A 22,660-nucleotide genomic window follows, 5' to 3' on the forward strand; every position below is an offset into this window, starting at 1 on the left:
CAATAATCTTTAAGGAGCAAGCATCTGACACTGTTGTTTTTCCTATTTTTATAGGAATCAAACAGGAACCAGATGAATGAGTTTTTAGATATCCTGAAGCATGAATTTGAATTACCCTTCAGCAATCCGGTATTAGTATTTTCTCTTATCCTGGTTATTATCCTGGTATCTCCTATAATTTTTAAAAGAATTAATATTCCTGGAATTATCGTGTTGATTATTTCTGGAATCATTATAGGGCCTTATGGTTTCGGAATCCTGGAGCAGAATGCTGCAATAGATCTTTTTTCCAAAATTGGTCTTCTATATATCATGTTTATTGCAGGACTTGAATTAGACATGAATCAGTTTAAAGTAAATCGAAACAAAAGTTTGCTCTTTGGTTTTTTTACTTTTATTCTACCGCTGGTTATCGGTTTTCCGGTATGCTATTACCTTTTAGGTTATGACTTTAATGCAAGCTTTCTTACCGCGAGTATGTTTGCTACTCATACGCTGATTGCTTATCCCATAGTAAGTAAAATGGGGGTAGCAAAAAATGAAGCTATTGCCATAACGGTGGGAGGAACTATTTTAACTGATACCGCAGTACTAATTATTCTTGCAGTGATAATGGGGAATGCTCAGGAAGGTGGACTTACTGTCGATTTTTGGATAAGGTTGGTTATTTCCCTGAGTATTTTTATTGCTATCATGTTCTTTTTGGTTCCAAGACTGGCTAAATGGTTTTTTACACGCATGGAAAAAGAAAAACATGCCCACTATATCTTTGTACTTGCCATAGTGTTTCTTGCCGCTTTTTTGGCTGAACTTGCGGGGGTGGAGGATATTATTGGAGCCTTTCTTGCCGGGCTGGCATTAAACCGATTAATTCCTCATTCCTCCGCGCTTATGAACCGGATAGAATTCATGGGGAACTCCCTTTTTATTCCCTTTTTCCTTATTAGTGTAGGAATGCTAGTGGATATCAGTGTGATTTTAAGTGGGTATATGGCTATTATAGTGGCCCTAACCCTTTCAGTGGTGGCCCTAGCTGGGAAATGGCTCGCAGCATTTTTTACCCAGCTGGTTTTTAAGTACTCCAATGCCCAACGTAAGGTTATATTCGGACTAAGTAGTGGTCATGCTGCTGCTACCCTGGCGGTAATAATTGTTGGCTATAACGCGGAGATTATAGATATCAATATTCTCAATGGAACAATAATACTTATTCTCTTAACTTCTATAGTTGCCACTTTCGCTACAGAAAAGGCCGCGGTACGATTGGCGGAAGAAGGGAAGGCGTTAAACCCGGAAGAGATCAAAAGATCTGAAAGCTATAAAATGGAAAGCATTTTGCTACCCCTGGCCAACATAGTTAATTTTGACAAGTTACTGGAATTTGCAATACTGATTAAGGATAGAAGTTCAAGGAATCCTATATCCATAGTTTCTGTGGTTCCTAATGATGAAGAAGCCGAACTTAATATAGCCCAGGCAAAGAATAAACTTGAGGATTTTGTAAAACAGGCTTCAGCCTCTGAAACTGATGTAGAGATAACCGCAACCATAGACCAGGATGTAGCTGATGGAATTGCAAGAAAATCCCGTGAACTTATTTCAGATATTATTGTTATGGGATGGCCCACAAGTTCTCGACCTGGCCTAGTAATCGGGGAAAAAATGCAAAGTATAATTAAACATACGAAAAAAACGCTGTTCCTCTGTGATGTAAAAAAACCCTGGGCCACCAACGAGGGATTGATTGTAGCTGTTCCGCCATTTACTGAAACCCTTGAAGGATTTCAAATTTGGATAAAAAAATTGATAATCATTGCAGAAGAGCTGAGCATTCCTATAGCACTCTATTCAAGCAAAATTACATGGCATGCTATTGAAAAAACAGTAGAAGATCTCAATTTAAAAGCTCCATTTACCTTTAAAGAATTTGTAAACTGGGAAGACTTTCTTATTATTTCCCAAAAAGTGCGGCCGGAAGATATCATTATGCTTGTGATGGGACGCGAAAAAACCATCGTTCATCAGGCAATTATTGAAAAAATCCCTCAAAAACTGGAACAATATTTTGCAGAGAATACCAAGATAATTGTATATCCTCAGTAGAGGTTTATTCCTCCAAAGAATTTATCAGTTCATCGGTAATCTCCAGATTGTGATAAACATTCTGAACATCGTCGTCTTCTTCAAATTTTTCAACCAAATCCAGGATCTTTTTAGCATCCTCAACTGGAAGTTCCAGGGTGTTCATAGGGATTCGGTGAATTTCTGAGGCTTTAGCTTCAATGCCAAGTTCTTCCAGTTTTGAAGACATTAACCCAAAATCGGTGAAATCGGTGTAAACACTCAAAAGGTCCTCATCCTTTTCGATTTTGGTAGCGCCGCCTTCTATAAGTTCTAGTTCGAATTCTTCAAAATCCATTGTTACCTTTTCTCGTTCAATAATAAATACTCCTTTTTTATCAAAAAGAAATTCCAAAGAGCCATTGGTGCCAAGGCTACCTCCATTTTTTGAGAAAATCGATCTTACAGATGCTACCGTGCGGTTGGTATTATCCGTGGTACATTCTATAAAAAAAGCGATTCCATTCGGACCATAACCTTCAAAAGTGACAAGTTCATAATTATCGGCATCAGCCCCGCTGGCCTTTTTTATGGCTCTTTCAATGGTGTCCTTAGGCATATTTACGCCTTTGGCATTGGATATGGCATTTCTTAAAGCAGGATTGGCTTCAGGATCTGGACCGCCTCCGTCCTTTACAGCTACACTTATTTCTTTTATTGCTCGGGTAAACTCTTTTGCCCGTTTCTTATCCTGAGCTCCTTTGCGATGCTTAATATTCGCCCATTTACTATGTCCAGCCATGGTAGTTCTATTTTGAAGATTTACAAAAATAAAAAAATGAGGAAAGAGAAAAAATCCGATGCCACAAGTGCTTAAAAAACCCACCGTGCAAGGTGGGTTTTGTTCTCAGGGCTGAGATTAATCATTAAGCTTTAATACCGCCATAAATGCCTCTTGTGGAATTTCCACATTTCCAACTTGGCGCATTCGTTTTTTTCCTTTTTTCTGCTTTTCAAGAAGTTTTCTCTTTCGCGAGATATCCCCTCCATAGCATTTTGCTGTAACATCTTTACGAAGCGCTTTAACGGTTTCCCGGGCAATGATCTTTGCGCCGATGGCCGCTTGAATGGGTATATCAAATTGTTGCCGGGGAATGAGTTCCTTGAGCTTTTCACACATTTTCTTACCAATGTCATAGGCGTTATCGACGTGAAGTAAAGCGGAGAGGGCATCAACCTTATTAGAATTCAGAAGTATATCCACTTTAACTAGCTTAGACTGGCGTAAACCAATAGGAGAATAATCAAAAGATGCGTAGCCCCGGGAGACGGTTTTTAGTCGGTCATAAAAATCGAAAACTATTTCTGCCAGGGGCATATCAAAAGTGAGTTCGACTCTTTCTGGGGTTAAATAAGTTTGGTTTGTAATCTCACCGCGTTTCTCAATACATAAATTCATCACAGGTCCAACATAATCGGCCTTGGTGATTATACTCGCTTTTATATAGGGTTCTTCCACACGGTTAAGGGAGGAAGGTTCAGGTAGATCTGAAGGGTTATTTACAAGAATAACCTCATCGGGATTCTTGTTTGTATAAGCGTGGTAAGATACGTTGGGTACCGTGGTGATAACGGTCATATCAAATTCCCTTTCAAGGCGCTCTTGTATAATTTCCAGATGAAGCATGCCCAGAAAACCACAACGGAAACCAAAGCCAAGTGCGGCAGAACTTTCAGGAGTAAAAACCAGCGAAGCATCATTGAGCTGTAGTTTTTCCATAGATGCTCTTAACTCTTCGTAATCTTCAGTATCGACAGGATAAATACCTGCAAAAACCATTGGTTTAACATCCTCAAAACCAGCAACAGCTTCAGTAGTTGGATTTTTTGCATCTGTAATAGTATCACCTACTTTTACCTCTCGTGCATCTTTAATTCCGGTGATTAGGTAACCAACATCTCCGGTTTTAATTTCTTTTTTTGGTAATTGTTTTAATTTCAGGGTACCCACTTCGTCGGCATAATAATCCTTGCCCGTTGCAACGAACTTAATATGTTGCCCTTTTTTGATACTTCCGTTGATAACCCGAAAGAAGGTTTCCACCCCTCGAAAAGGATTATAAACAGAATCGAAAACAAGTGCTCTTAAAGGAGCATCTACCTTTCCGCTTGGTGCAGGTATCCGTGTGATGATGGCGTGGAGAATTTCCTCTATTCCTAAACCTGTTTTGGCACTGGCAGGAATAACATCTGAAGCATCACATCCTAAAAGGTCTACGATATCATCCGTAACTTCCTCGGGATTAGCGCTAGGAAGATCAACCTTATTGAGTACAGGTATAATTTCCAGGTCATTTTCCAATGCCAGATAAAGATTGGAGATTGTTTGCGCCTGGATACTTTGGGCGGCATCAACTATTAGAAGGGCTCCCTCACAGGCTGCAATAGAACGGGAAACTTCATAAGAAAAATCTACATGACCGGGAGTGTCAATGAGGTTTAATATATAATTTTCACCCTCATGGATATAATCCATCTGGATAGCGTGACTTTTTATAGTGATGCCCCGCTCGCGTTCCAGATCCATACTGTCCAATAATTGCTCCTGTTTTTCGCGTTCGGTAACCGAACCCGTAAAATCCAGCAATCTATCGGCCAGTGTACTTTTTCCGTGATCAATGTGTGCAATAATGCAGAAGTTTCTTATATGCTTCATAAAAAATATTGAGTAGGTATATTAAAAGATTTATGTACTCCCTCTTTGTTTATTCAAGTTTTTTTATATATGCTTAAAAAACAGTAGGATAGGAATTATTTAAACCTTATTCATTCCTTTTATTTAGTCTCGAATTTAAGGCTACAAATATAGTTTATTTAAGCCGTTTCCAATATGTATGGAAAACAAGTTTCTGATTGAGGCAAAAATTTTAAGAGTTCTTTTATAAATAAAAAAATAAGCAATCTACAAGTATTTCTTAAAAAAACTTAGTGAAGTGACTACCCGTTCTAAAAAAGTTTCTTTTTTTTGTAAGTAAGTTTTTTGTTATATGTTTATTAACATTTTTGAAACTTTAAAATCTTAACTAACAATTAAAAATTATAATATGGCAGTACAAGAACAATCAGGTAAAAACAGCACCAACAGGTCTATAATAATCATTGGTGTCCTATTCTTTATCTTCGGGTTTGTTACCTGGCTAAATTCTGTACTTATTCCATTTTTAAAAACGGCCAGTCAGCTGAATAATTTTGAATCCTACCTCGTTGCATTCGCATCTTACATCTCATATTTTGTTATGGCTATTCCTTCCGCCTGGGTATTAAAAAGAGTAGGGTTTAAAAACGGAATGTCTCTTGGACTTGTGGTTATGGCAATTGGTGCACTAATCTTTATACCCGCAGCTATGTCCAGAACCTATGCGATGTTTCTTTTCGGTTTGTTTATTCAGGGTACTGGACTTGCGTTGTTGCAATCTGCAGCAAATCCTTATATCACTATTCTTGGACCGATTGAAAGTGCGGCCAAAAGAATAAGTATAATGGGTATTTGTAACAAGGTCGCCGGAGCATTGGCTCCAATTATTTTTGGTGCGATTCTGCTTAAGAATATGGATGCCGTAGAAGCAAGGCTCGAAAATATGGGATCTGCAGCAAAAGCAGCTGAATTGGATGAACTTGCTTCTCTGGTAATTACCCCTTATATGATTATGGCGGTAATTTTGGTTGGTCTTTCTGTTCTTATCTATTATTCGGCACTTCCTGAAATTGAAACTGATAGTGAAGATGAAACTGTTGCTGCTGCAAATAAGAATAAAACCAGCGTGCTCCAGTTTCCTAATTTGTTACTTGGAACTCTGGCAATGTTCCTCTATGTCGGGGTTGAAGTAATTGCCGGGGATACCGTGATAAGTTACGCAAGGGATGGGCACAATATTGCTACTGACGTTGCTAAATACTTTACTACTTACACCCTTATCGCAATGATTGTCGGATACCTCATCGGAACGGTTACTATTCCTAGATATATAAGCCAGCAGAAAGCTTTACAGGTTTCGGGTATTCTGGGTATAATTCTAGGCCTGGCAGCCATATTTACTGATGGCTATATTTCAGTACTTTGTATTTCGCTGTTAGGTTTGGCCAATGCTTTGGTTTTCCCAGCGATATGGCCCTTGGCACTTCACGGATTGGGTAGATTTACCAAAATGGGCTCGTCCTTTTTGATTATGGCATTGGCCGGTGGAGCTATATTGCCACTTGTTTATGGGTATTTAGCAGATACTTTTGACACCCAACAGGCGTACTGGATCGTAATTCCTTGTTATCTTTATATTTGGTTCTTCGCAGCCAAAGGACATAAAATTAAATAAATCTTTATTATGAAAACAACGATACACTATTTGATGATGCTGATGTTATGGCTTCCATTTGTAGGCATAGCACAGGAAGTTCCTGCAGAAAATCCGGCAATTATTCCGCAGCCGGCAGAAATTGAATGGAAAGAGGGGGTATTCACTCTTCCAGAAAAAACAGTGGTTTGTTATAATTCCAAGGCGAAAGCCTCGGCTGCCTGGCTGCAACAATTGCTGAAAAACACCTATGCACAAAGCTTTCCTATGGAAGGAGAGGATTGTCTTGGGTTCTCACTGAATATAGATGAAAATCTGAAGGAAAGCCTGGGGGATGAAGGTTATAAACTTGATATTACTCAAGATAAGGTCAACCTAGTTGCCGCCACGGAGGACGGGTTGTTCTATGCAATACAGACTCTTAGGCAAATGTTTCCTGCAGCAATAGAAACAGGAAAGGTTTCTAAGGAAATAAAATTACAACAAGTAGCTATAACAGATGTTCCAAAATATGAATGGCGAGGATCTATGATCGATATTTCCAGAAGTTTCTTTGGACCTGAATACATCAAAAATCATATAGATCGAATGGCTTTTTATAAGCTTAACCGTCTTCACCTTCATCTTACCGATGATCAGGGATGGAGAATTGAAATCAAGCAGCTTCCTAAACTTACAGAAGTTGGAAGTATGGGGGCTGTAAAGGGTGGAAGATCCGGATTTTTAACCCAGCAGGAATATAAGGAGATCCAGGAATATGCTGCTGCTAGAAACATTATAATAATTCCGGAAATTGATATGCCTGGTCATAATTACGCAGCCTTAATGGCTTATCCGGAATTAAATTGCGAAGGTTTTTCGAATCTAACTCCTGCTCGGTCTACGCCACCTGCTTTATATCACGAGTATAATGTAGGCTGGAGCAAATTCTGTCTTGAGAACCCTGAAATTTATGATTTTGTAGCAACCGTTTTAGGAGAAATGGCTGAAATAACTGAAGGCCCATGGCTTCATATTGGGGGCGATGAGATCGAAGATCCTTTATATGAAGAGTTTATGGTAAAAGCCGATTCCATCGTCAGAGGTTTGGGTAAAACTTCCATTGGATGGGAAGAAGCTACTAAGGCTGAAGTTGATTCTAGTTTTATAAGTCAACGCTGGCACGGGGAGGTTGAAAGTGTGGTAGACGTTAAAGTTATCGAGTCTATCTGTTCTCACTTCTACTTTGATCATGCCAATGTTGAAGGTCAGGAATCTACCAATAACTGGTGTAAGGAAGATGGGGTATCCTTAAAGAATGTATATGAATTTAATTCGGATAATCCCGATGTAATAGGAGTGGAAGCTCCGGTGTGGACAGAAATGGTCTTAAGCGATTCAGCCCTTGATGATAGATTCTGGCCAAGAAGTATTGCTATGGCTGAAGTGGGCTGGAGTAACACTGAAAACCGGGAATATCAAAATTTCATAAGCCGACTAGGAAAACATGGTGAAAGACTCGATAGAATGAAGGTCAATTATTACCGAACTCCTGAGGTGAACTGGAATTCAGAAAGAAGTAAGGGAGTGTTTTCCGGATTTACTCCTTCTTCAAAATAAATAATAATGAGCGTGAAAATGAATAATCCCGATACCGAAAAATCCTCCAATTACAACGATTTGGAAAAAATGAGCACCACCGAGTTGCTCACTAATATCAATAAGGAGGATAAAAGTGTTCCCGATAGCGTCGAAAAACAAATTCCTGCTATACAGAAACTAGTTGATGTCGTCGTATCCAAAATGGAAAACGGAGGGCGGCTTTTTTATATCGGAGCCGGAACCAGTGGGAGACTTGGAGTATTGGATGCTTCAGAATGTCCACCGACCTTCGGGGTTACTGATGATTTGGTAATTGGCCTTATTGCTGGAGGAGATGTGGCTTTAAGAAAGGCCGTTGAAAATGCTGAAGATGATACTACACAAGCCTGGAAGGATCTTCAGGATTATGAAATCAGTACGGATGATGTCCTGGTAGGTATTGCCGCTTCCGGGACCACGCCCTATGTTATAGGCGGAATTAAAGATGCACGTGAAAAGGGCATTGTTACTGGATGTATTACCTGTAGCTCCAGTAGCCCTCTTGCTGAGGTATCCGAGTATCCAATTGAAATAGTAACAGGACCTGAATTTGTCACAGGAAGCACAAGAATGAAGGCTGGCACGGCGCAAAAGCTGGCGTTAAATATGATTTCTACTTCCGTTATGATCAAATTAGGTAGGGTAAAGGGTAATAAGATGGTGGATATGCAGCTCTCCAATAAGAAACTCGTTGGTCGGGGTACCAGAATGATTATGGAAGAACTCGATGTGGACCAGGCTAAGGCTTCTGAACTCTTAAAAAAATATGGCAGTGTCCGTAAAGCAGTGAGTAATTCTAAAAATGACCCCAAATAAGAATTCTGTTAAATTTTATAATAACTCTGGCATTTCCCCTTATGGATTTCTAGAGGGCATGTTAATGATCAACAATCATTTTATTGAAGAGAAAGGGAAATCTTTAGCGCCCTTTCTCTTTTCTTTTTGTACTGAATAGCATTTTATCTTATTCCTAAAATTATGAGTTTTAAATATTTTTTTTACGTACTCTTTTTAAGCATCATTTTGGCTTCCTGTAAATCTACGCAACCGGCTCCAGAGATGCCTGCGGAAGAGATTGAGCCAAAAGATACTTTACCTGTCCCAGCTCCTGAGATTCCTTCGCCTGAAAAAGAAAAAGTTGCCGGAATCACTCCCTGGGATCCGGAAACTCCACGAAATATTGAAGAATTCCGAGCAGCCTGGGTTGCTACGGTTGCAAATATTAATTGGCCAAGTAAACCTGGGTTGTCCACATCCCAGCAACAAGAAGAGGCTCTTGAGTTGCTTGATTTTCTTGAAAACAATAACTTTAATGCTGTGATCTTTCAGGTACGACCACAGGCTGATGCACTTTACAAAAGCAGTTTAGAACCCTGGTCTTATTACCTTACCGGGCAACAAGGGAAAGCGCCGGATCCTTATTACGATCCGCTAGAATTCTGGATAAATGCAGCTCATCAAAGGGGGTTGGAACTACATGTATGGTTAAATCCCTACCGGGCACATCATACTGCGGGAAAAGAAATCAGTGAAAAGTCGGTTATTAAAACCGATCCTAATCTTGTGGTCGAACTGGATAACGGTATGTGGTGGATGGATCCTGCACAAAAAGGCACACAGGACCTATCATCGGCAGTTGTGATGGATTTGGTAAAAAGATATGATTTGGATGGGGTTCATTTTGACGATTATTTTTATCCCTATGATTCTTACAATGATGGAAAAGATTTTCCAGACGACAAGAGCTGGAGGGCTTATCAAGCTGCCGGAGGACAGCTTTCTCGGGGAGATTGGCGGCGTGAAAGTGTAAATACATTTATAAAAAGAGTTTACAATGAAATTAAAGCCGAGAAACCACATGTAAAGTTTGGTTTAAGTCCTTTTGGCATCTGGCGGCCTGGTTATCCTGAGTCTGTAACCGGTTACGACCAGTACGAAAAACTTTATGCTGATGCCAGACTCTGGCTTAATGAAGGATGGATCGATTATTATACGCCGCAATTGTACTGGCAAATCAACAGTTTGGGACAGAGTTTCCCTGAGCTCTTAGGTTGGTGGCAAAGTGAAAATACCAAGCAACGTCATTTGTGGCCAGGAATGAATGTAGGCCTGGGGGGTGATGCCCAAAATATTGATGAAACCATAAACCAAATAATGATTACCCGCGGAATGCTTCCTAAAAGCAAGGGTGCGGTGCACTGGAGTATAGGTCCTCTGGTAAAACATAAAGAACTTTCAAAGGCCATAAAAGAAGGTCCTTACAGAAAAAAAAGCCTTGTACCACCTAGTCCCTGGTTGGATAACCAGCCTCCCAAAAGCCCTAAGGTAACTACCGAGATTGATAATGACAGACTGGTTATTTCCTGGGAGCATAATCAGGCTGATGATGTTTTTCGCTGGGTAGTTTATTTTCAGTATGAAAAGGGAAGCTGGGATTACAAAATTTTAAATAGCCAGGCTCGTTCCCAAAACTTACAAAGAGTAGTAGGAGAAGAAGACCGCAAGCTGGAGAAAATTGGTGTAACAGCCGTTGACCGTACTGGAAATCAAAGTGAATTCGAAGAGATTTTAATACAGTAAAACCTTTTTATGACCCCCATTTTAGTTTTTAGCATCATTGCAGGATACTTTTTTTTATTGATGGCTATTAGTCATTTTACTTCCCGAAAGGCTGATAATGCCACCTACTTTACAGCAAACCGCCAGTCGCCCTGGTTCCTGGTGGCTTATGGAATGGTTGGGGCTTCTCTCTCAGGTGTAACCTTTATTTCAGTACCGGGAGAGGTTGGAAATTCCAATTGGACCTATTTGCAGTTTGTAATGGGGAACCTGGTGGGGTATGCGGTAATTGCATTGGTGTTAATTCCATTATTCTATAAACTTCGGCTGATATCCATTTATGAATATCTAAAAGACCGCTTTGGCCAAAAATCTTATTACGCTGGTGCTTCATTCTTTCTGATTTCACAAACTATTGGCGCATCTTTCAGGCTGTTTCTTGCTTCTTTGGTCTTGCAGATTGCTTTTTTCGATGCTTTTGGAATTCCTTTTTGGGCCACAGTTTTAATCACAATTGGATTGATCTGGTTATATACATTTCGTGGGGGAATAAAAACCATTGTATGGACCGATACCTTGCAGACAACATTTTTATTGTTGGCCGTTCTTATCAGTATTTATGTAATCATAGATCACATGGAACTTGACGGTACCCAGGTTTTTTCTGTTATTTCTCAAAGTAATATGTCCGATGTATTTGATTGGAATTGGCGCTCTAATAGTAATTTTTTCAAAAGCTTTTTGGCTGGTATTTTCATAACTATAGCCATGAATGGCCTGGATCAGAATGTAATGCAGAAGAATCTTACCTGTAAAAACCAAAAAGATGCACAGAAAAATATTTTTTGGTTTTCTATTACCTTCTTCATTTCTACAGTTTTATTTCTTGCTTTGGGTGTTTTGCTTTATAAATATGCAATGGACCAGGGTATCGCAATTCCTGAACGCTCAGATGATCTCTATCCGCTACTTGCCTTAAATCATTTCGGTATACTGGCCGGCATTGTGTTCTTGTTGGGAATTATTGCCGCAGCCTTCTCAAGTGCCGATTCAGCTTTAACTGCCTTAACAACTTCATTTTGTGTGGATATTCTCGATATCGAAAAGCGAAAAGGTAACCAGAAACGAACCCGAATGTTGGTTCACATTGGTTTTACTATTCTGATGTTTTTCGTAATTGTGATCTTTAATGCCGTTAATGACAGCAGTGTGGTAAGTGCGGTCTTTAAAGTTGCAGGCTTTACTTATGGTCCGTTACTAGGACTGTTTGTCTATGGTCTGTTAACTCGTAATGCAGTAAAAGACAAATGGGTGCCCATTGTGTGCATCATCTCTCCAATTATTTCGGTAATTTTAGATTGGAATTCTGCCCAATGGTTTTATGGTTACCAGTTTGGTTTTGAAATCCTCCTGGTGAACGCAGCTATTACCATGTTAGGGCTTTTTGCTCTTTACAGAGCTCGTCCTTTAAACACATAATTTTTACCTATGAAAACACTATTGAGGTTCGTAATTTTAATGTTATTCCATGGAATCTCTATTCCAATGCAGGGACAACAACAGGGGGAGGAGCTTTTTATCCGGTTAAACCAGGCAGGTTATCTGGAACAAGACCATAAAGAGGCTATTGTTTTTTCAGATAAAAAGCCAGAAGTAGAATTCGGTATAATTGATGCAGAATCAGATAAGGAAATATATACAGGAAAACTTCAAACCAGGAATAAGGGAGATTGGGGAAATTTTAAATACTATTTTGAGGCTGATTTCTCGGAAGTGACCCTCCCTGGAAAATATTACCTTTTATTGAAAAAATCCGGAATAAAATCCAGGGAATTCGGGATTGGCCGAGATTATTCCTATAAAAATCATCATGAAGATTTGATAGGGTTTATGCGTCAACAGCGATGCGGTTATAATCCCTTTTTAGATATGGTGTGCCATCAGCGTGATGGACGAAGTATGTATGGCCCTATGCCCGACTCCACTTTCGTTGATCTCAGCGGTGGGTGGCATGATGCAGGAGATCAATTAAAATATTTAATTACTTCCAGTAACGCTACCGCTAAAATGTTGAAAGCTTTTGAACTGCTTCCGGAAAAGTTTGCAGATAAGGTAAATGCCTTGGGACAGGAAGGAAGCAACGGGATCCCGGATGTATTGGATGAGGCCAAATGGGGCTTGGACTGGATCCATAAAATGCACAATGACCCTGGAGAACTTTTTCATCAAGTAGCCGATGACAGGGATCATTTGGGAATGAAATGGCCCGATAAAGATTCATCCAATTATGGATGGGGACCAAACTCTTATCGAGTGGCTTACTTTGCCACTGGGGATCCTCAGGGACTCAGAGAATTTAAAAGTAAGGCTACTGGGATTGCAAACCTGGCTGGCAGATCTGCTGCTGCAATGGCTCTTGGCGCAAGGATCTGGAAAGAATTCGATCCCGTTTTTGCTGAAAAATGTCAAATTGCAGCCAAAGATCTGTATGAAATGGGAAGGGAACAGGAAGGCTTTCAGCAGGGAAATTCTTTTGGTGCGCCCTACCGATACAATGAAGATACCTGGGCCGATGATATGGAATGGGCAGCTGCGGAGTTATTCGTAAATACCGGGAAAGAAACGTATTTAAATGATGCTAAAGCTTATGCTGAAATGGCCAATTCTGTTTCATGGATGGATAAGGAAGAAGCGGACCATTATAGGTTTTATCCTTTCTTCAATATCGGGCATTTTGTGCTCTATAAGCATGTAGATAAAGGCTTTCAGCAAAAACTGGCGCAGTATTACCGCGATGGGATTGAAGCTACTGTAAAGCGCGGGCAGGGAAATCCTTTTCAGATAGGGGTTCCCTTTATCTGGTGCTCCAATAATTTAGCCGCTAATCTTATCTCCCAGATAATCCTGTATGAAGAAATGACCGGCGATTATCAGTATCATGATTTTATGCTGGCACAAAGGGACTGGCTTTTAGGGAATAATCCCTGGGGAACTTCAATGTTTATGAATATTCCGGAAAACGGCGAATATCCTGAGGATGTACATACCAGTATCTGGTACCTTACCGGTAAAGAAGTTCCGGGAGGGCTGGTAGATGGTCCTGTATATAAAAGTGTATATGAGAACCTGAAAGGGCTGAGTCTAAAAGAGGAAGACGAATTTGCCCGGTTTCAGACTGATTTTGTGGTTTATCACGATGATTTCGGAGATTATTCCACTAATGAACCAACCATGGATGGCACGGCCGATGCAATCTTCTTTATGGCGTGGTTCGCTAAGGATGTAGAAGAAAATAATGACTAAAAACTCAACAATGAAACTTGAATTTCATGCCTATAATCTTGAATTAAAAAACACCTTCACCATAAGTCACGGTTCCCGGGATTTCCAGCCAACCTTGATTGTAGCAGTAAGTGATGGGGGCTTTACTGGTTACGGGGAAGCTACGGCTACTTCTTATTACGGAGTCAGTGTAGAAAAGATGCAGCAGGACATTCAAGCCTTGGAGCCTTTGTTAACTGAAAATATTAATAAAACCCCTGAAGAAATCTGGGACCTTACCTGGCCCAGCCTAAAGCATAATCCATTTGCGCAGTGTGCACTCGATATTGCCCTGCATGATCTCCATGGAAAAAGAAAAGGGCAGCCTCTTTATAAGATGTGGGGACTTGATATCAGTAAAATTCCGCTTACTAATTATACTATTGGTATCGATACTGTCGAAAAAATGGTTCAAAAGATAAAGGATTTCCCTTGGCCACTATATAAAATCAAGTTAGGCACAAATAAGGATGTGGCTATTGTTCGTGAACTCCGAAAACACACGGATTCAGTTTTTAGAGTAGATGCCAATGCAGCCTGGACAGCGGAGCAAGCCATAGTCAATGCAAAAGCAATGAAGGACTTAAATGTAGAATTCCTGGAACAACCGCTTAAGCCCGATAACTGGGATGGAATGAAAAGGCTACACAATGAAGCGGTATTACCATTAATCGCTGATGAAAGTTGTATTGAAGAAAAGGATGTGGAGAAATGTGTCGGATATTTTGATGGTATAAATATCAAACTCACGAAATGTGGGGGCCTTACTCCTGGGAAAAGGATGATCGAAAAGGGTAAGAAACTCGGGCTGAAAGTAATGGTTGGCTGTATGACCGAATCAACCGTAGGAATTTCGGCCATTGCACAATTATTACCTTTGCTTGATTATGTAGATATGGACGGAGGTATGCTAATTAAAAAGGATATCGCCGATGGAGTTAAAGTATTCGATGAAAAAGTTCATTTCCCAGATAGAAATGGGACCGGTGCTCAGTTGTATGATAAGTAAAAGCAAAGCTGAAATTTGAAAATAAAAAAACATTAGCTTTAAAAAGTCAAAATAATGAAACTATTTAGAAAAATATATTTCCCCTTGATTTATGCAATCCTGATTAGTGCTTCCGCTTGCCAGGATACCACTGAAAGGGAGAAGGAGAATCCAACCCAGGAATTTATAGCTGAAGTAAGGAATGAATACGCGCCTGATGGTAGGGTGGCTCTTTTTGATGTGGAATCAGAAAAACAAGGAGAATTCTATATTCTAAAAGGAGAGTCGAATCAGGAGGAAGCCGTGGAAAACCTCAGGCAGAAATTAAAAGCTGAAGGTATAAAATTTAAAGACAGTATTCTGTTGCTTCCCGATGCCCAGGAGTTGGATAACAAAACCAGGGGAGTGGTTAAAATTTCTGTGGCAAATATCCGTGATGAGCCTAAACATTCGGCTCAATTGGTGACCCAGGCGACTTTAGGTATGCCGTTAAGGGTGTATAAAAAGCAAGGTGGCTGGTATTTTGTACAAACCCCGGAAGGCTATCTTGGATGGGTTGATTACGGCGGAATCCAGAACATGGAAGAGCGGGAATTAAAGGAATGGAAACAAACTGATAAGCTAATTTATCTTGAAACCACCGGTTACTCTTATCAAGAACCCGATTCAGAGTCTCAGAGAGTATCGGACCTGGTCTCAGGAAATATTTTAGAGCTTGTTGATCGCCAGGGTAAATTTTATGAGGTTAGGTATCCAAGCGGAAAGAAAGCCTTCGTAGAAACCGCTTATGCATCGCCTTATTTGGAATGGCTGGAAAACCTGGAAGCCACTGAAGAAGATCTTGTAGCCACCGGTAAAGACCTTATGGGTGCACCATACCTATGGGGTGGTACTTCACCAAAAGGAATGGATTGCAGTGGGTTTACAAAAACTGTATTCTTTATGAATGGAATAGTGCTTCCCCGCGATGCTTCTCAGCAGATCCATACCGGGGAGGAAGTTGATAATGAAAGAAATTTTGAAAACCTTGAAAAGGGTGACCTTCTTTTCTTTGGAAAACCCGCTACCGATTCTACTGCTGAAAGGGTGATCCATGTGGGAATGTGGATTGGTAATAATAAATTCATCCATTCGATGGGGGAAGTGCATATCAGTAATTTCGATACCGAAGCTGAAGATTTCGATGAATACAACTACAATCGTTATTTACGGACAAAAAGGGTTTTCAATAAAGAAGATAAAGGATTGATCTATCTGAAACAATCAGATCTCTTTACATTACCGGAAGCCGAAGAGGTGAAGATGTAAGGAATTTTAGAAATTAAATCATTCTCCCGGATTTCAGAAATTCGGGAGGTTTTTATGCTTTTTTAGTGTTATTGCTCACTCCTCTCAAATAAATAATAGCCACCACCTTTATCCCAACTACAAAAAATAAGGGATTTTTCATCTTTTGAAACTCCTATTCCCCGCGGTTCCGCACCCTTTACTTCTGGTAACTCCAGGGTCCACATTTGTTGTTTTTCTTCATTTCTGTAATGAAAACCGGAGGGGTTAACTCCGCTGGATCTTACGGCTAAATAAACTGAATTTCCGATAACCCGGATGGCACTGGAACCTGCGTTTATACTGGAAATATCTGCTTCTTTTCTATATTTTCCCCCATTTTTGGTATAAACCTGAATTTTTGGACTGCCTGGATCGGGAAAATACAGGGTCTTTGCATCTGCGGTCATATCAAAGGTTCTGGAGAGTTTTCTGTCTTTTAAAGAAAGAGTTCTAATTAAATCAAAAGTTTTCCCGTTTTGCTTTAATACATAATTGGGATCCTCTCCAAAAAGTGACATGGCATATATTTCACCATTTTTCGAAGCTCGGGGAGCAGTGATGGCCCGGGCTCCTTCTGGGGCTTCCCAAACCGCAATTCCTTTCCCGGTTTTTGCATCTATTTTTATCAATCGACGATTGATTCCAACTAAAATATTGCCGTCTAAATCCACACCAATACCATTGACAGGATTGAGCTTGTAGATTTGATTATTGATTTCCACATTGTCTAATGGCGAAAAATCGACCTCCTCATAGTTATTGTTTTGAATTATTAACCCCTGGTTATAATCGGCAAGCCAGAGCTTTCCTTCCCCATCCCATTGTGCCCCATAACCTGCACCGGAATTCCTGATTTTTCCTTTAAATACATATTCAGGGGCTGGAATTTCGGCTAGATCGTCAAGAATCTCATCAGATTTTGTCATGCTAAATTTGGAAATACCAGAGGTGGAAAAATTGCTGCCATCACTTGCTAATACCCGATGGTAGAAGGTCACGGTTTCCCCAATTTCAGCTTCACCCAGGAACTTAAACCATTCTTTTTCGGACATTTTTACACTGGTCTCCCTTCCTGTCTTTTTCTGAAATACTATCTCCGAAAAATTTGGGTCCTTTGAAAGTTGATAGCTGTAGTTCACGAAATCCCCATTTTTATCCTGTGATTCATCCCACTTTAATACATACAGGGCCGTAATATCCCGTATTCCGTAGGTGTTTTGTTCAGAATGCGAAGTGATTTTTGGCGGTGTAGGAGCGGTGTTGGCCTTGGGATAAAACTGACCTCTTAATTTTCCTTCTGAAGTTGTAAATTCCAGGTAGAGGCCTCCAATGGCTAGGTAATCTTTTAGCTCCTCTGTGAGGCTTAATTCTCCTTCAATTCTTCCACTTCCGTTACCTGATTCAGTAATTTTAAGCTGCCTTAGTAACTCGCCATTTTCCGTATTTCGTCCTATATGCAGACCGAGAGATTTCCCTTCAGCCTGCAGGTTAAAATAATTACCCGAAATATGTAATTGATCCCTAATTACTTTAGCTCTTGCATGGGCTATCCCCGGACTATCACTGTTGGGAATATTCAATGAGGAGAGAAAGGCTCTTGCCTGCTTCACTCGGGTAATATCCCGACGTATAAGATAACCATTTATACCAAAGATTGCTGAGGATAAGGATTCTTCCTCTATCAGGGTCATATCACCAGCATCTTTTTCTTTGATATCATAGGTGCTGTAAATAAGGGTATCTTTTTCATGAAAAACATCCAAAATACTAATAGTGTTAATGGGTTTTTTATTTTGTGCAATCCAACCCCTTGGACCTGAACCAGCTGCACCTGCATTTAATAATTGAAGTTTTCCTTTTTTGCCAGGATAATAAGCATGTTGGTGTCCACTTATATAGGTATGAACCCCGTATTTCTCCAGTAATTTTTGGAGTCTTTCGGGCTCTTCCAGGACATTCCCTTTTGAATCACGTTCCTGAGCTACACTATATAAAGGCATATGTCCCATAACAAATCGAAGTTTGGCATTTCTGGCCTCTGAAGTCTTAAATTGTTGCTCCAGCCACTTTAGGTTTTCTTCGGTGATCTTTGAAGAAGAAGCTTCCCAGGAAACGAAGAAAATGCCATTTTCTATAAAAGAGTAATAATTTGGAAAATGAGTGTCATCGACAAAATTGAGTTCCGGCCTGTTTTTATTTTTTCTCCAAAAATCACGTGCGAACTTCCGTTCCAGGGGATAACTTCTTGGGCCATCATGATTACCGAGAGTGAAGGCAAATGGAATCCCGGCTTTTTTCAGGGGTTGTGCAATATGTTCATCAAAACCCTTCCACATTTTTTGAAGTTGTTCTTTCCTTGAAATTCCCATTCCTGCAACCATATCTCCACCACATATAACGAGATCAGGCTGCCATAGTTTGGGAATCCGGTTAATGATGCTATCTACCTGCCATTGGTAGTCGGCAGTGCCCAAACCTGAATTAAGGTCGGAAATAACCGCAATGCGAACATCCCCTCGTTTTGGTAATTCAGGGATTCGCTCTCTGGCTACAAGCCGTATTGCATCGGCAACGAATTTGCCTTTTGTAACACCCATAATTTCAAGCTTATCTTCTGGACCGATTTCATAAGTTCCCAGAACATTCCATTTACCGAGGTTTTGAAAATTCTGTTGATTAAGTTGTATGGTATCTTTCCTTGAATTGCGATGCAGGATATAATTGACCTCAGCCGAATTCTCCCCCTGATCTACCGGAAACCAGACAGCTAACTGGTATCGTTTTCTTTCAATATCCTTAAAGGCATAAGAGCTCTTGTTTAATGAATTTGAGCTTGCGATCCGGGCAGAGGTTTTTCCGTAATAATTGACTTGATTGCTGTTTTTCCATATCCCCGTTTCAGAATAACCGGGCCCATCCGTATCGAATATGATAAGTTCTTTTTCCCTTGAAGGCTGAATTTGAGAAAGTACTAGGGCACCGGCATTATTCCGGAGACTGTTTCGGTTTCCGCCAGTGATATCTGAGGGGACATTGACCACTTCTTCGGATGCAACCATGGTTGAAGAGTCTCCCCCGTCGAGATTTATAGCTTCTAAGGCACCAACCTCCAGCATTAGTTGTGCAAGTTCGGGAAGGCTGACTCCTGCACTGGCTTGTTGCCGGCCATCGACCACCATCATGATAAGGCTGTTATCATCCTTATATCCAATAGCTGTTCTTGGATGGCGTTGTAAGTGGCTTCCACTGAAGCCTTCTTCTTTATCGGTTAGTTTTATCTTTCCGTTTTTAAGTAAAACCGGTCCGCCCCCAACAGCCTGACTTACTCTCCAGGTCTGGGACTCAGCGTTTAGATCAGGTTTTTCAAATTTTTTCGGATATCCTTCTTTATTTTTTGAATTTGTCCAAACCACTTCGGGCTTTCCACCATGCATCCCAAAAGCACCACGTACGAGATTCTCTGTTGGTCCGTATGCAATCATCTCACCGTCTTCGACAATAAGGCTTACTGAAGAATTCGATGAAAAATAGCCACCATTAATAGCCAGGATACCATTTCCTCTTTCATAGGTTTCTTTAGTTGTTTCCCGAATGCTATTGCTGCCAAGAGAGCGTAGCTTCAGATTTTTATCGCTTAAATCGATCTCAGCATACATTGCTCGCAGCGGACTTCCGTCGGGAAGTGCTCGGTAGGTATCATATATTTTAACCGATTCAGGTAAAAGGATATTAAGATCTTCCCGGGCCTTCCAAGGTGAGGTTATTTGCTGTGCTAAAAGGCATTCAAAACAAAACAACCCTAAAACTAAAAGGATTATCTTAGGGAACTTCATAATTTACTTTTATCAAATTTAATACAATAGGTATTGTTCTCTGATTTTCTGGAAATGTTGGAGGTCATTGTGCCACTGCGCAATTATTGTCTCTGGGCTTTTTCCCGCATCTAAAGCTTTTCGAACCTTATCGGTTTTTAATAAACCGTCCAGCCTGGGTTGCCGCCATTGCAGTTGGCTGGGATATAATTTTTTCAAAGCATGTAGCATATAGATGCCGGCTTCTACAGATTTAAACTCATTCCTGCTTGTTAAAACTATTTCTACTGCAGGGATTTCTTCTCCCATAAATTTCGGAGGATAAATCTCGATCCCGTCCACCATTTGCTGTGGCTTTATTTGCGTAGATTTGTAGGAAATACCCTTCAAAGCATAGGACTGTAATTGAGTTATAAGCTCTTCGGGCTTGATCCATGGAGCTGCGATAAGTTCAAAAGGCTGTTCAGTTCCACGACCTTCAGAAACATTCGTGCCTTCAAGTAAACATGTTGCCGGATAGAAAGTGGCTGTTGTTAAATTAAGCATATTGGGAGAAGGTTTGATCCAAGGCAGTTTAGTTTGATCATACCAAAGCTCACGCGAATAATTTTCCATTGGAATAACCTTTAATTCTGCGGATTGCAATCCCAATTTAGCTCTTTCCTTATTGAACATAGTAGCAAGTTCCCCCACGGTCATCCCGTGGGTAATGGGTAACATGTCAATGTCGGTAACCGGTTCTCCCGGTTTACCAATAGGACCATCGATATATGTTCCTCTTATTGCATTGGGGCGATCTAACACGATAAACGATACATCATTCTCAGCCGCTGCTTCCTGAACTAGAAGCATGGTTTTTATATAGGTGTAAAATCGGGCCCCAATATCCTGAATGTCGAATATAAGAACATCTACATCTTCCAGCATTTCCGCTGTAGGTTTGCGGTTTTTCCCGTACAGAGAAATTATGGGCAAACCAGTTTTCTCATCTTTTGAATCGCTTACATGCGTGTCTTCTTCACCACGAATACCGTGTTCAGGACCGAAAAGCATAGTAAGCTCCGTTTCTGGATTCCTATGAAGTAGATCCACAATATGCTGACCATTGGGGAGCACCCCGGTATGGTTTGTAACCAGCCCGATCTTCTTGTTCTTAATCAGGTTAAAATATGGCTTTTCAAAAAGTTTCTCGGCTCCTATCTTAACTGGTTTTTGCGAAATTAATAAGAGTAATTTTTGATATAAAGCCTCTCCAGGACAGGTGGTTTTTGCTTGATCCCTGTGCCCACTTATGGTTTTTTTTGAAATACCATAGGTTGTAGATATATAATTCACCAGCTTTTTAAGGCTTTCCCATTGCTGAGGTAAGACATTTTCTTTATTAAAATTACCTTCAACCACGATAAGGATATGACCGTTGAGGTCATAATTGGTATTGGAATCTCCCTGAAAGTGAATATCTCTACCTTCTGCTATCTCACCACTTGTGGCGATGTAAAAATGATAAGGGACATCGGCCCAGGCCTTTTTAATGCTGCCATCGGCCATAGGAGAATCTTTCTGAGAAAATTGCTGTAGGGCCTGAAGTTTTTTTTCTATGGCCAATTCTGGGTTCTGGGGCATTCCTGTGTGGTGAATGGTAATAAACTGCGGCTTATGTGGGATCATTTCCTTCACCGGTTCATTCGCTTTCCAATCTTCTCTGGTAATAACAGCTAATTCACTTTCTTCAATAATTTGAGCTGAAGAAGAAAAAATGCAAAAAAACACTACAATGAAATTGAAGAAACCGATTTTGAACATAGCGCCGCAGTTATAAATATTTCTGATACAAATTATATAGTATTTTAAGTTCTCTCTGGTTAAGCGGAGATTGAATGTCATCCTGAATAAAATGCAGTTTAAAAGATTGGAGCGCTGCATTCATATCACTTGTATCAAAACCTATAATCTTTAGTGCCATCTCCACATCGAAAGTCGCTGGAATTACTTCAGGAAAAAGAATTTTATCCAGAAGTGGAATTCTTTGGGCCAAACTTGAATTATGGATCAGGGGGAGGGGATTGGGTGGAAAGAATTCAGCTTCTGTTTTCAAGTTTTTTACTTGCTCCTGGTCATACCAGAGGCCATAACCTTTCTCAGCTAATCTTTTCCAGGGAAAATTGGCATTGGGATCTACCTTACGTCCAGGTGCGATATCCGAATGTCCCACGAAATTTTCTGCAGGTATTTTATAATCCGTTTTTAAGGTTTCTAAAACGGCCAGCAAGCTTTGTATCTGGGCCTCAGAGAATTTTTCAAATCCATTGTTATCCAGTTCAATTCCGATTGAAGATGAATTGAGGTCTGAATTATTCCCCCATTTTCCTACTCCTCCGTGCCATCCGCGAAAATAATCATTGAGCATATGATAAACATCGCCATTACGATCGATAACATAATGCGAACTAACCTGTGTACGGGCCAAGGTGAAGGTTCTCAAAGTTTGTTCAAGAGAATCCTGCGCGGTGTGATGAATTATCACATAATTGGGTTTTCGCAGGTTAAAATTAGTAGTTCCCACCCGGTACTGGCCATAATCGAGTGCGGTTCGATTAGACTTTTCCGGTAGTGGGAACTTT

Annotated in this window: 14 protein-coding genes; 9 read left to right on the forward strand and 5 right to left on the reverse strand. The window is 40.3% G+C overall.

Going from position 1 to position 22,660, the window contains the following annotated elements; translation table 11 throughout:
• Positions 1 to 72 precede the first annotated feature (72 nt).
• On the forward strand, positions 73 to 2,103 hold the full coding sequence (locus ACW6NC_RS12745) for a cation:proton antiporter (protein WP_457866563.1): 2,031 nt from the start codon (positions 73 to 75) through the stop codon (positions 2,101 to 2,103).
• 4 nt (positions 2,104 to 2,107) lie between these two features.
• On the opposite strand, the gene ACW6NC_RS12750 is transcribed toward ACW6NC_RS12745, so the two are convergent.
• Positions 2,108 to 2,863, reverse strand: coding sequence for a YebC/PmpR family DNA-binding transcriptional regulator (locus ACW6NC_RS12750; protein ID WP_457866565.1), 756 nt, complete (start codon positions 2,861 to 2,863; stop codon positions 2,108 to 2,110).
• A 117-nt stretch (positions 2,864 to 2,980) separates the two neighbouring features.
• Entirely contained in the window at positions 2,981 to 4,777 is a 1,797-nt protein-coding gene (lepA, locus tag ACW6NC_RS12755; protein ID WP_457866566.1) for a translation elongation factor 4, read from the reverse strand.
• 388 nt (positions 4,778 to 5,165) lie between these two features.
• On the opposite strand from lepA, the gene ACW6NC_RS12760 reads away from it, so the two are divergent.
• The 8 genes from ACW6NC_RS12760 to ACW6NC_RS12795 all read left to right on the forward strand — a co-directional run bounded on the left by ACW6NC_RS12760 (position 5,166) and on the right by ACW6NC_RS12795 (position 16,206).
• Positions 5,166 to 6,431: a sugar MFS transporter gene (locus ACW6NC_RS12760; protein WP_457866568.1), complete on the forward strand. Its 1,266-nt coding sequence runs from the start codon at positions 5,166 to 5,168 to the stop codon at positions 6,429 to 6,431.
• Positions 6,432 to 6,440: 9 nt separating this feature from the next.
• A complete protein-coding gene (locus ACW6NC_RS12765) occupies positions 6,441 to 8,009 on the forward strand; it encodes a beta-N-acetylhexosaminidase (RefSeq protein ID WP_457866569.1) in 1,569 nt (522 codons plus the stop codon).
• Positions 8,010 to 8,015: 6 nt separating this feature from the next.
• Positions 8,016 to 8,846: an N-acetylmuramic acid 6-phosphate etherase gene (gene murQ, locus ACW6NC_RS12770; protein ID WP_457866570.1), complete on the forward strand. Its 831-nt coding sequence runs from the start codon at positions 8,016 to 8,018 to the stop codon at positions 8,844 to 8,846.
• A gap of 162 nt (positions 8,847 to 9,008) precedes the next feature.
• Positions 9,009 to 10,610 carry a glycoside hydrolase family 10 protein gene (locus ACW6NC_RS12775; protein ID WP_457866571.1) on the forward strand — a complete coding sequence of 534 codons (1,602 nt, stop codon included), beginning with the start codon at positions 9,009 to 9,011 and terminating at the stop codon, positions 10,608 to 10,610.
• 9 nt (positions 10,611 to 10,619) lie between these two features.
• A complete protein-coding gene (locus tag ACW6NC_RS12780) occupies positions 10,620 to 12,068 on the forward strand; it encodes a sodium:solute symporter (protein WP_457866572.1) in 1,449 nt (482 codons plus the stop codon).
• 9 nt (positions 12,069 to 12,077) lie between these two features.
• Positions 12,078 to 13,892, forward strand: coding sequence for a glycoside hydrolase family 9 protein (locus ACW6NC_RS12785; RefSeq protein WP_457866574.1), 1,815 nt, complete (start codon positions 12,078 to 12,080; stop codon positions 13,890 to 13,892).
• A gap of 10 nt (positions 13,893 to 13,902) precedes the next feature.
• Positions 13,903 to 14,919 carry a dipeptide epimerase gene (locus ACW6NC_RS12790; RefSeq protein WP_457866576.1) on the forward strand — a complete coding sequence of 339 codons (1,017 nt, stop codon included), beginning with the start codon at positions 13,903 to 13,905 and terminating at the stop codon, positions 14,917 to 14,919.
• A 54-nt stretch (positions 14,920 to 14,973) separates the two neighbouring features.
• Complete coding sequence (locus ACW6NC_RS12795) at positions 14,974 to 16,206, forward strand: C40 family peptidase (RefSeq protein WP_457866577.1); 1,233 nt, start codon at positions 14,974 to 14,976, stop codon at positions 16,204 to 16,206.
• 68 nt (positions 16,207 to 16,274) lie between these two features.
• Here ACW6NC_RS12795 and ACW6NC_RS12800 read toward each other — a convergent pair whose 3' ends face one another.
• From ACW6NC_RS12800 to ACW6NC_RS12810, 3 genes are all read right to left on the reverse strand, one after another.
• Complete coding sequence (locus tag ACW6NC_RS12800; protein ID WP_457866578.1) at positions 16,275 to 20,060, reverse strand: phosphodiester glycosidase family protein; 3,786 nt, start codon at positions 20,058 to 20,060, stop codon at positions 16,275 to 16,277.
• 18 nt (positions 20,061 to 20,078) lie between these two features.
• On the reverse strand, positions 20,079 to 21,842 hold the full coding sequence (locus ACW6NC_RS12805) for an exo-beta-N-acetylmuramidase NamZ domain-containing protein (RefSeq protein WP_457866579.1): 1,764 nt from the start codon (positions 21,840 to 21,842) through the stop codon (positions 20,079 to 20,081).
• A gap of 10 nt (positions 21,843 to 21,852) precedes the next feature.
• The coding region (locus tag ACW6NC_RS12810; protein WP_457866581.1) for an N-acetylmuramoyl-L-alanine amidase at positions 21,853 to 22,660 on the reverse strand (808 nt) is incomplete at its 5' end.

Source organism: Salegentibacter profundi, from assembly GCF_054121475.1.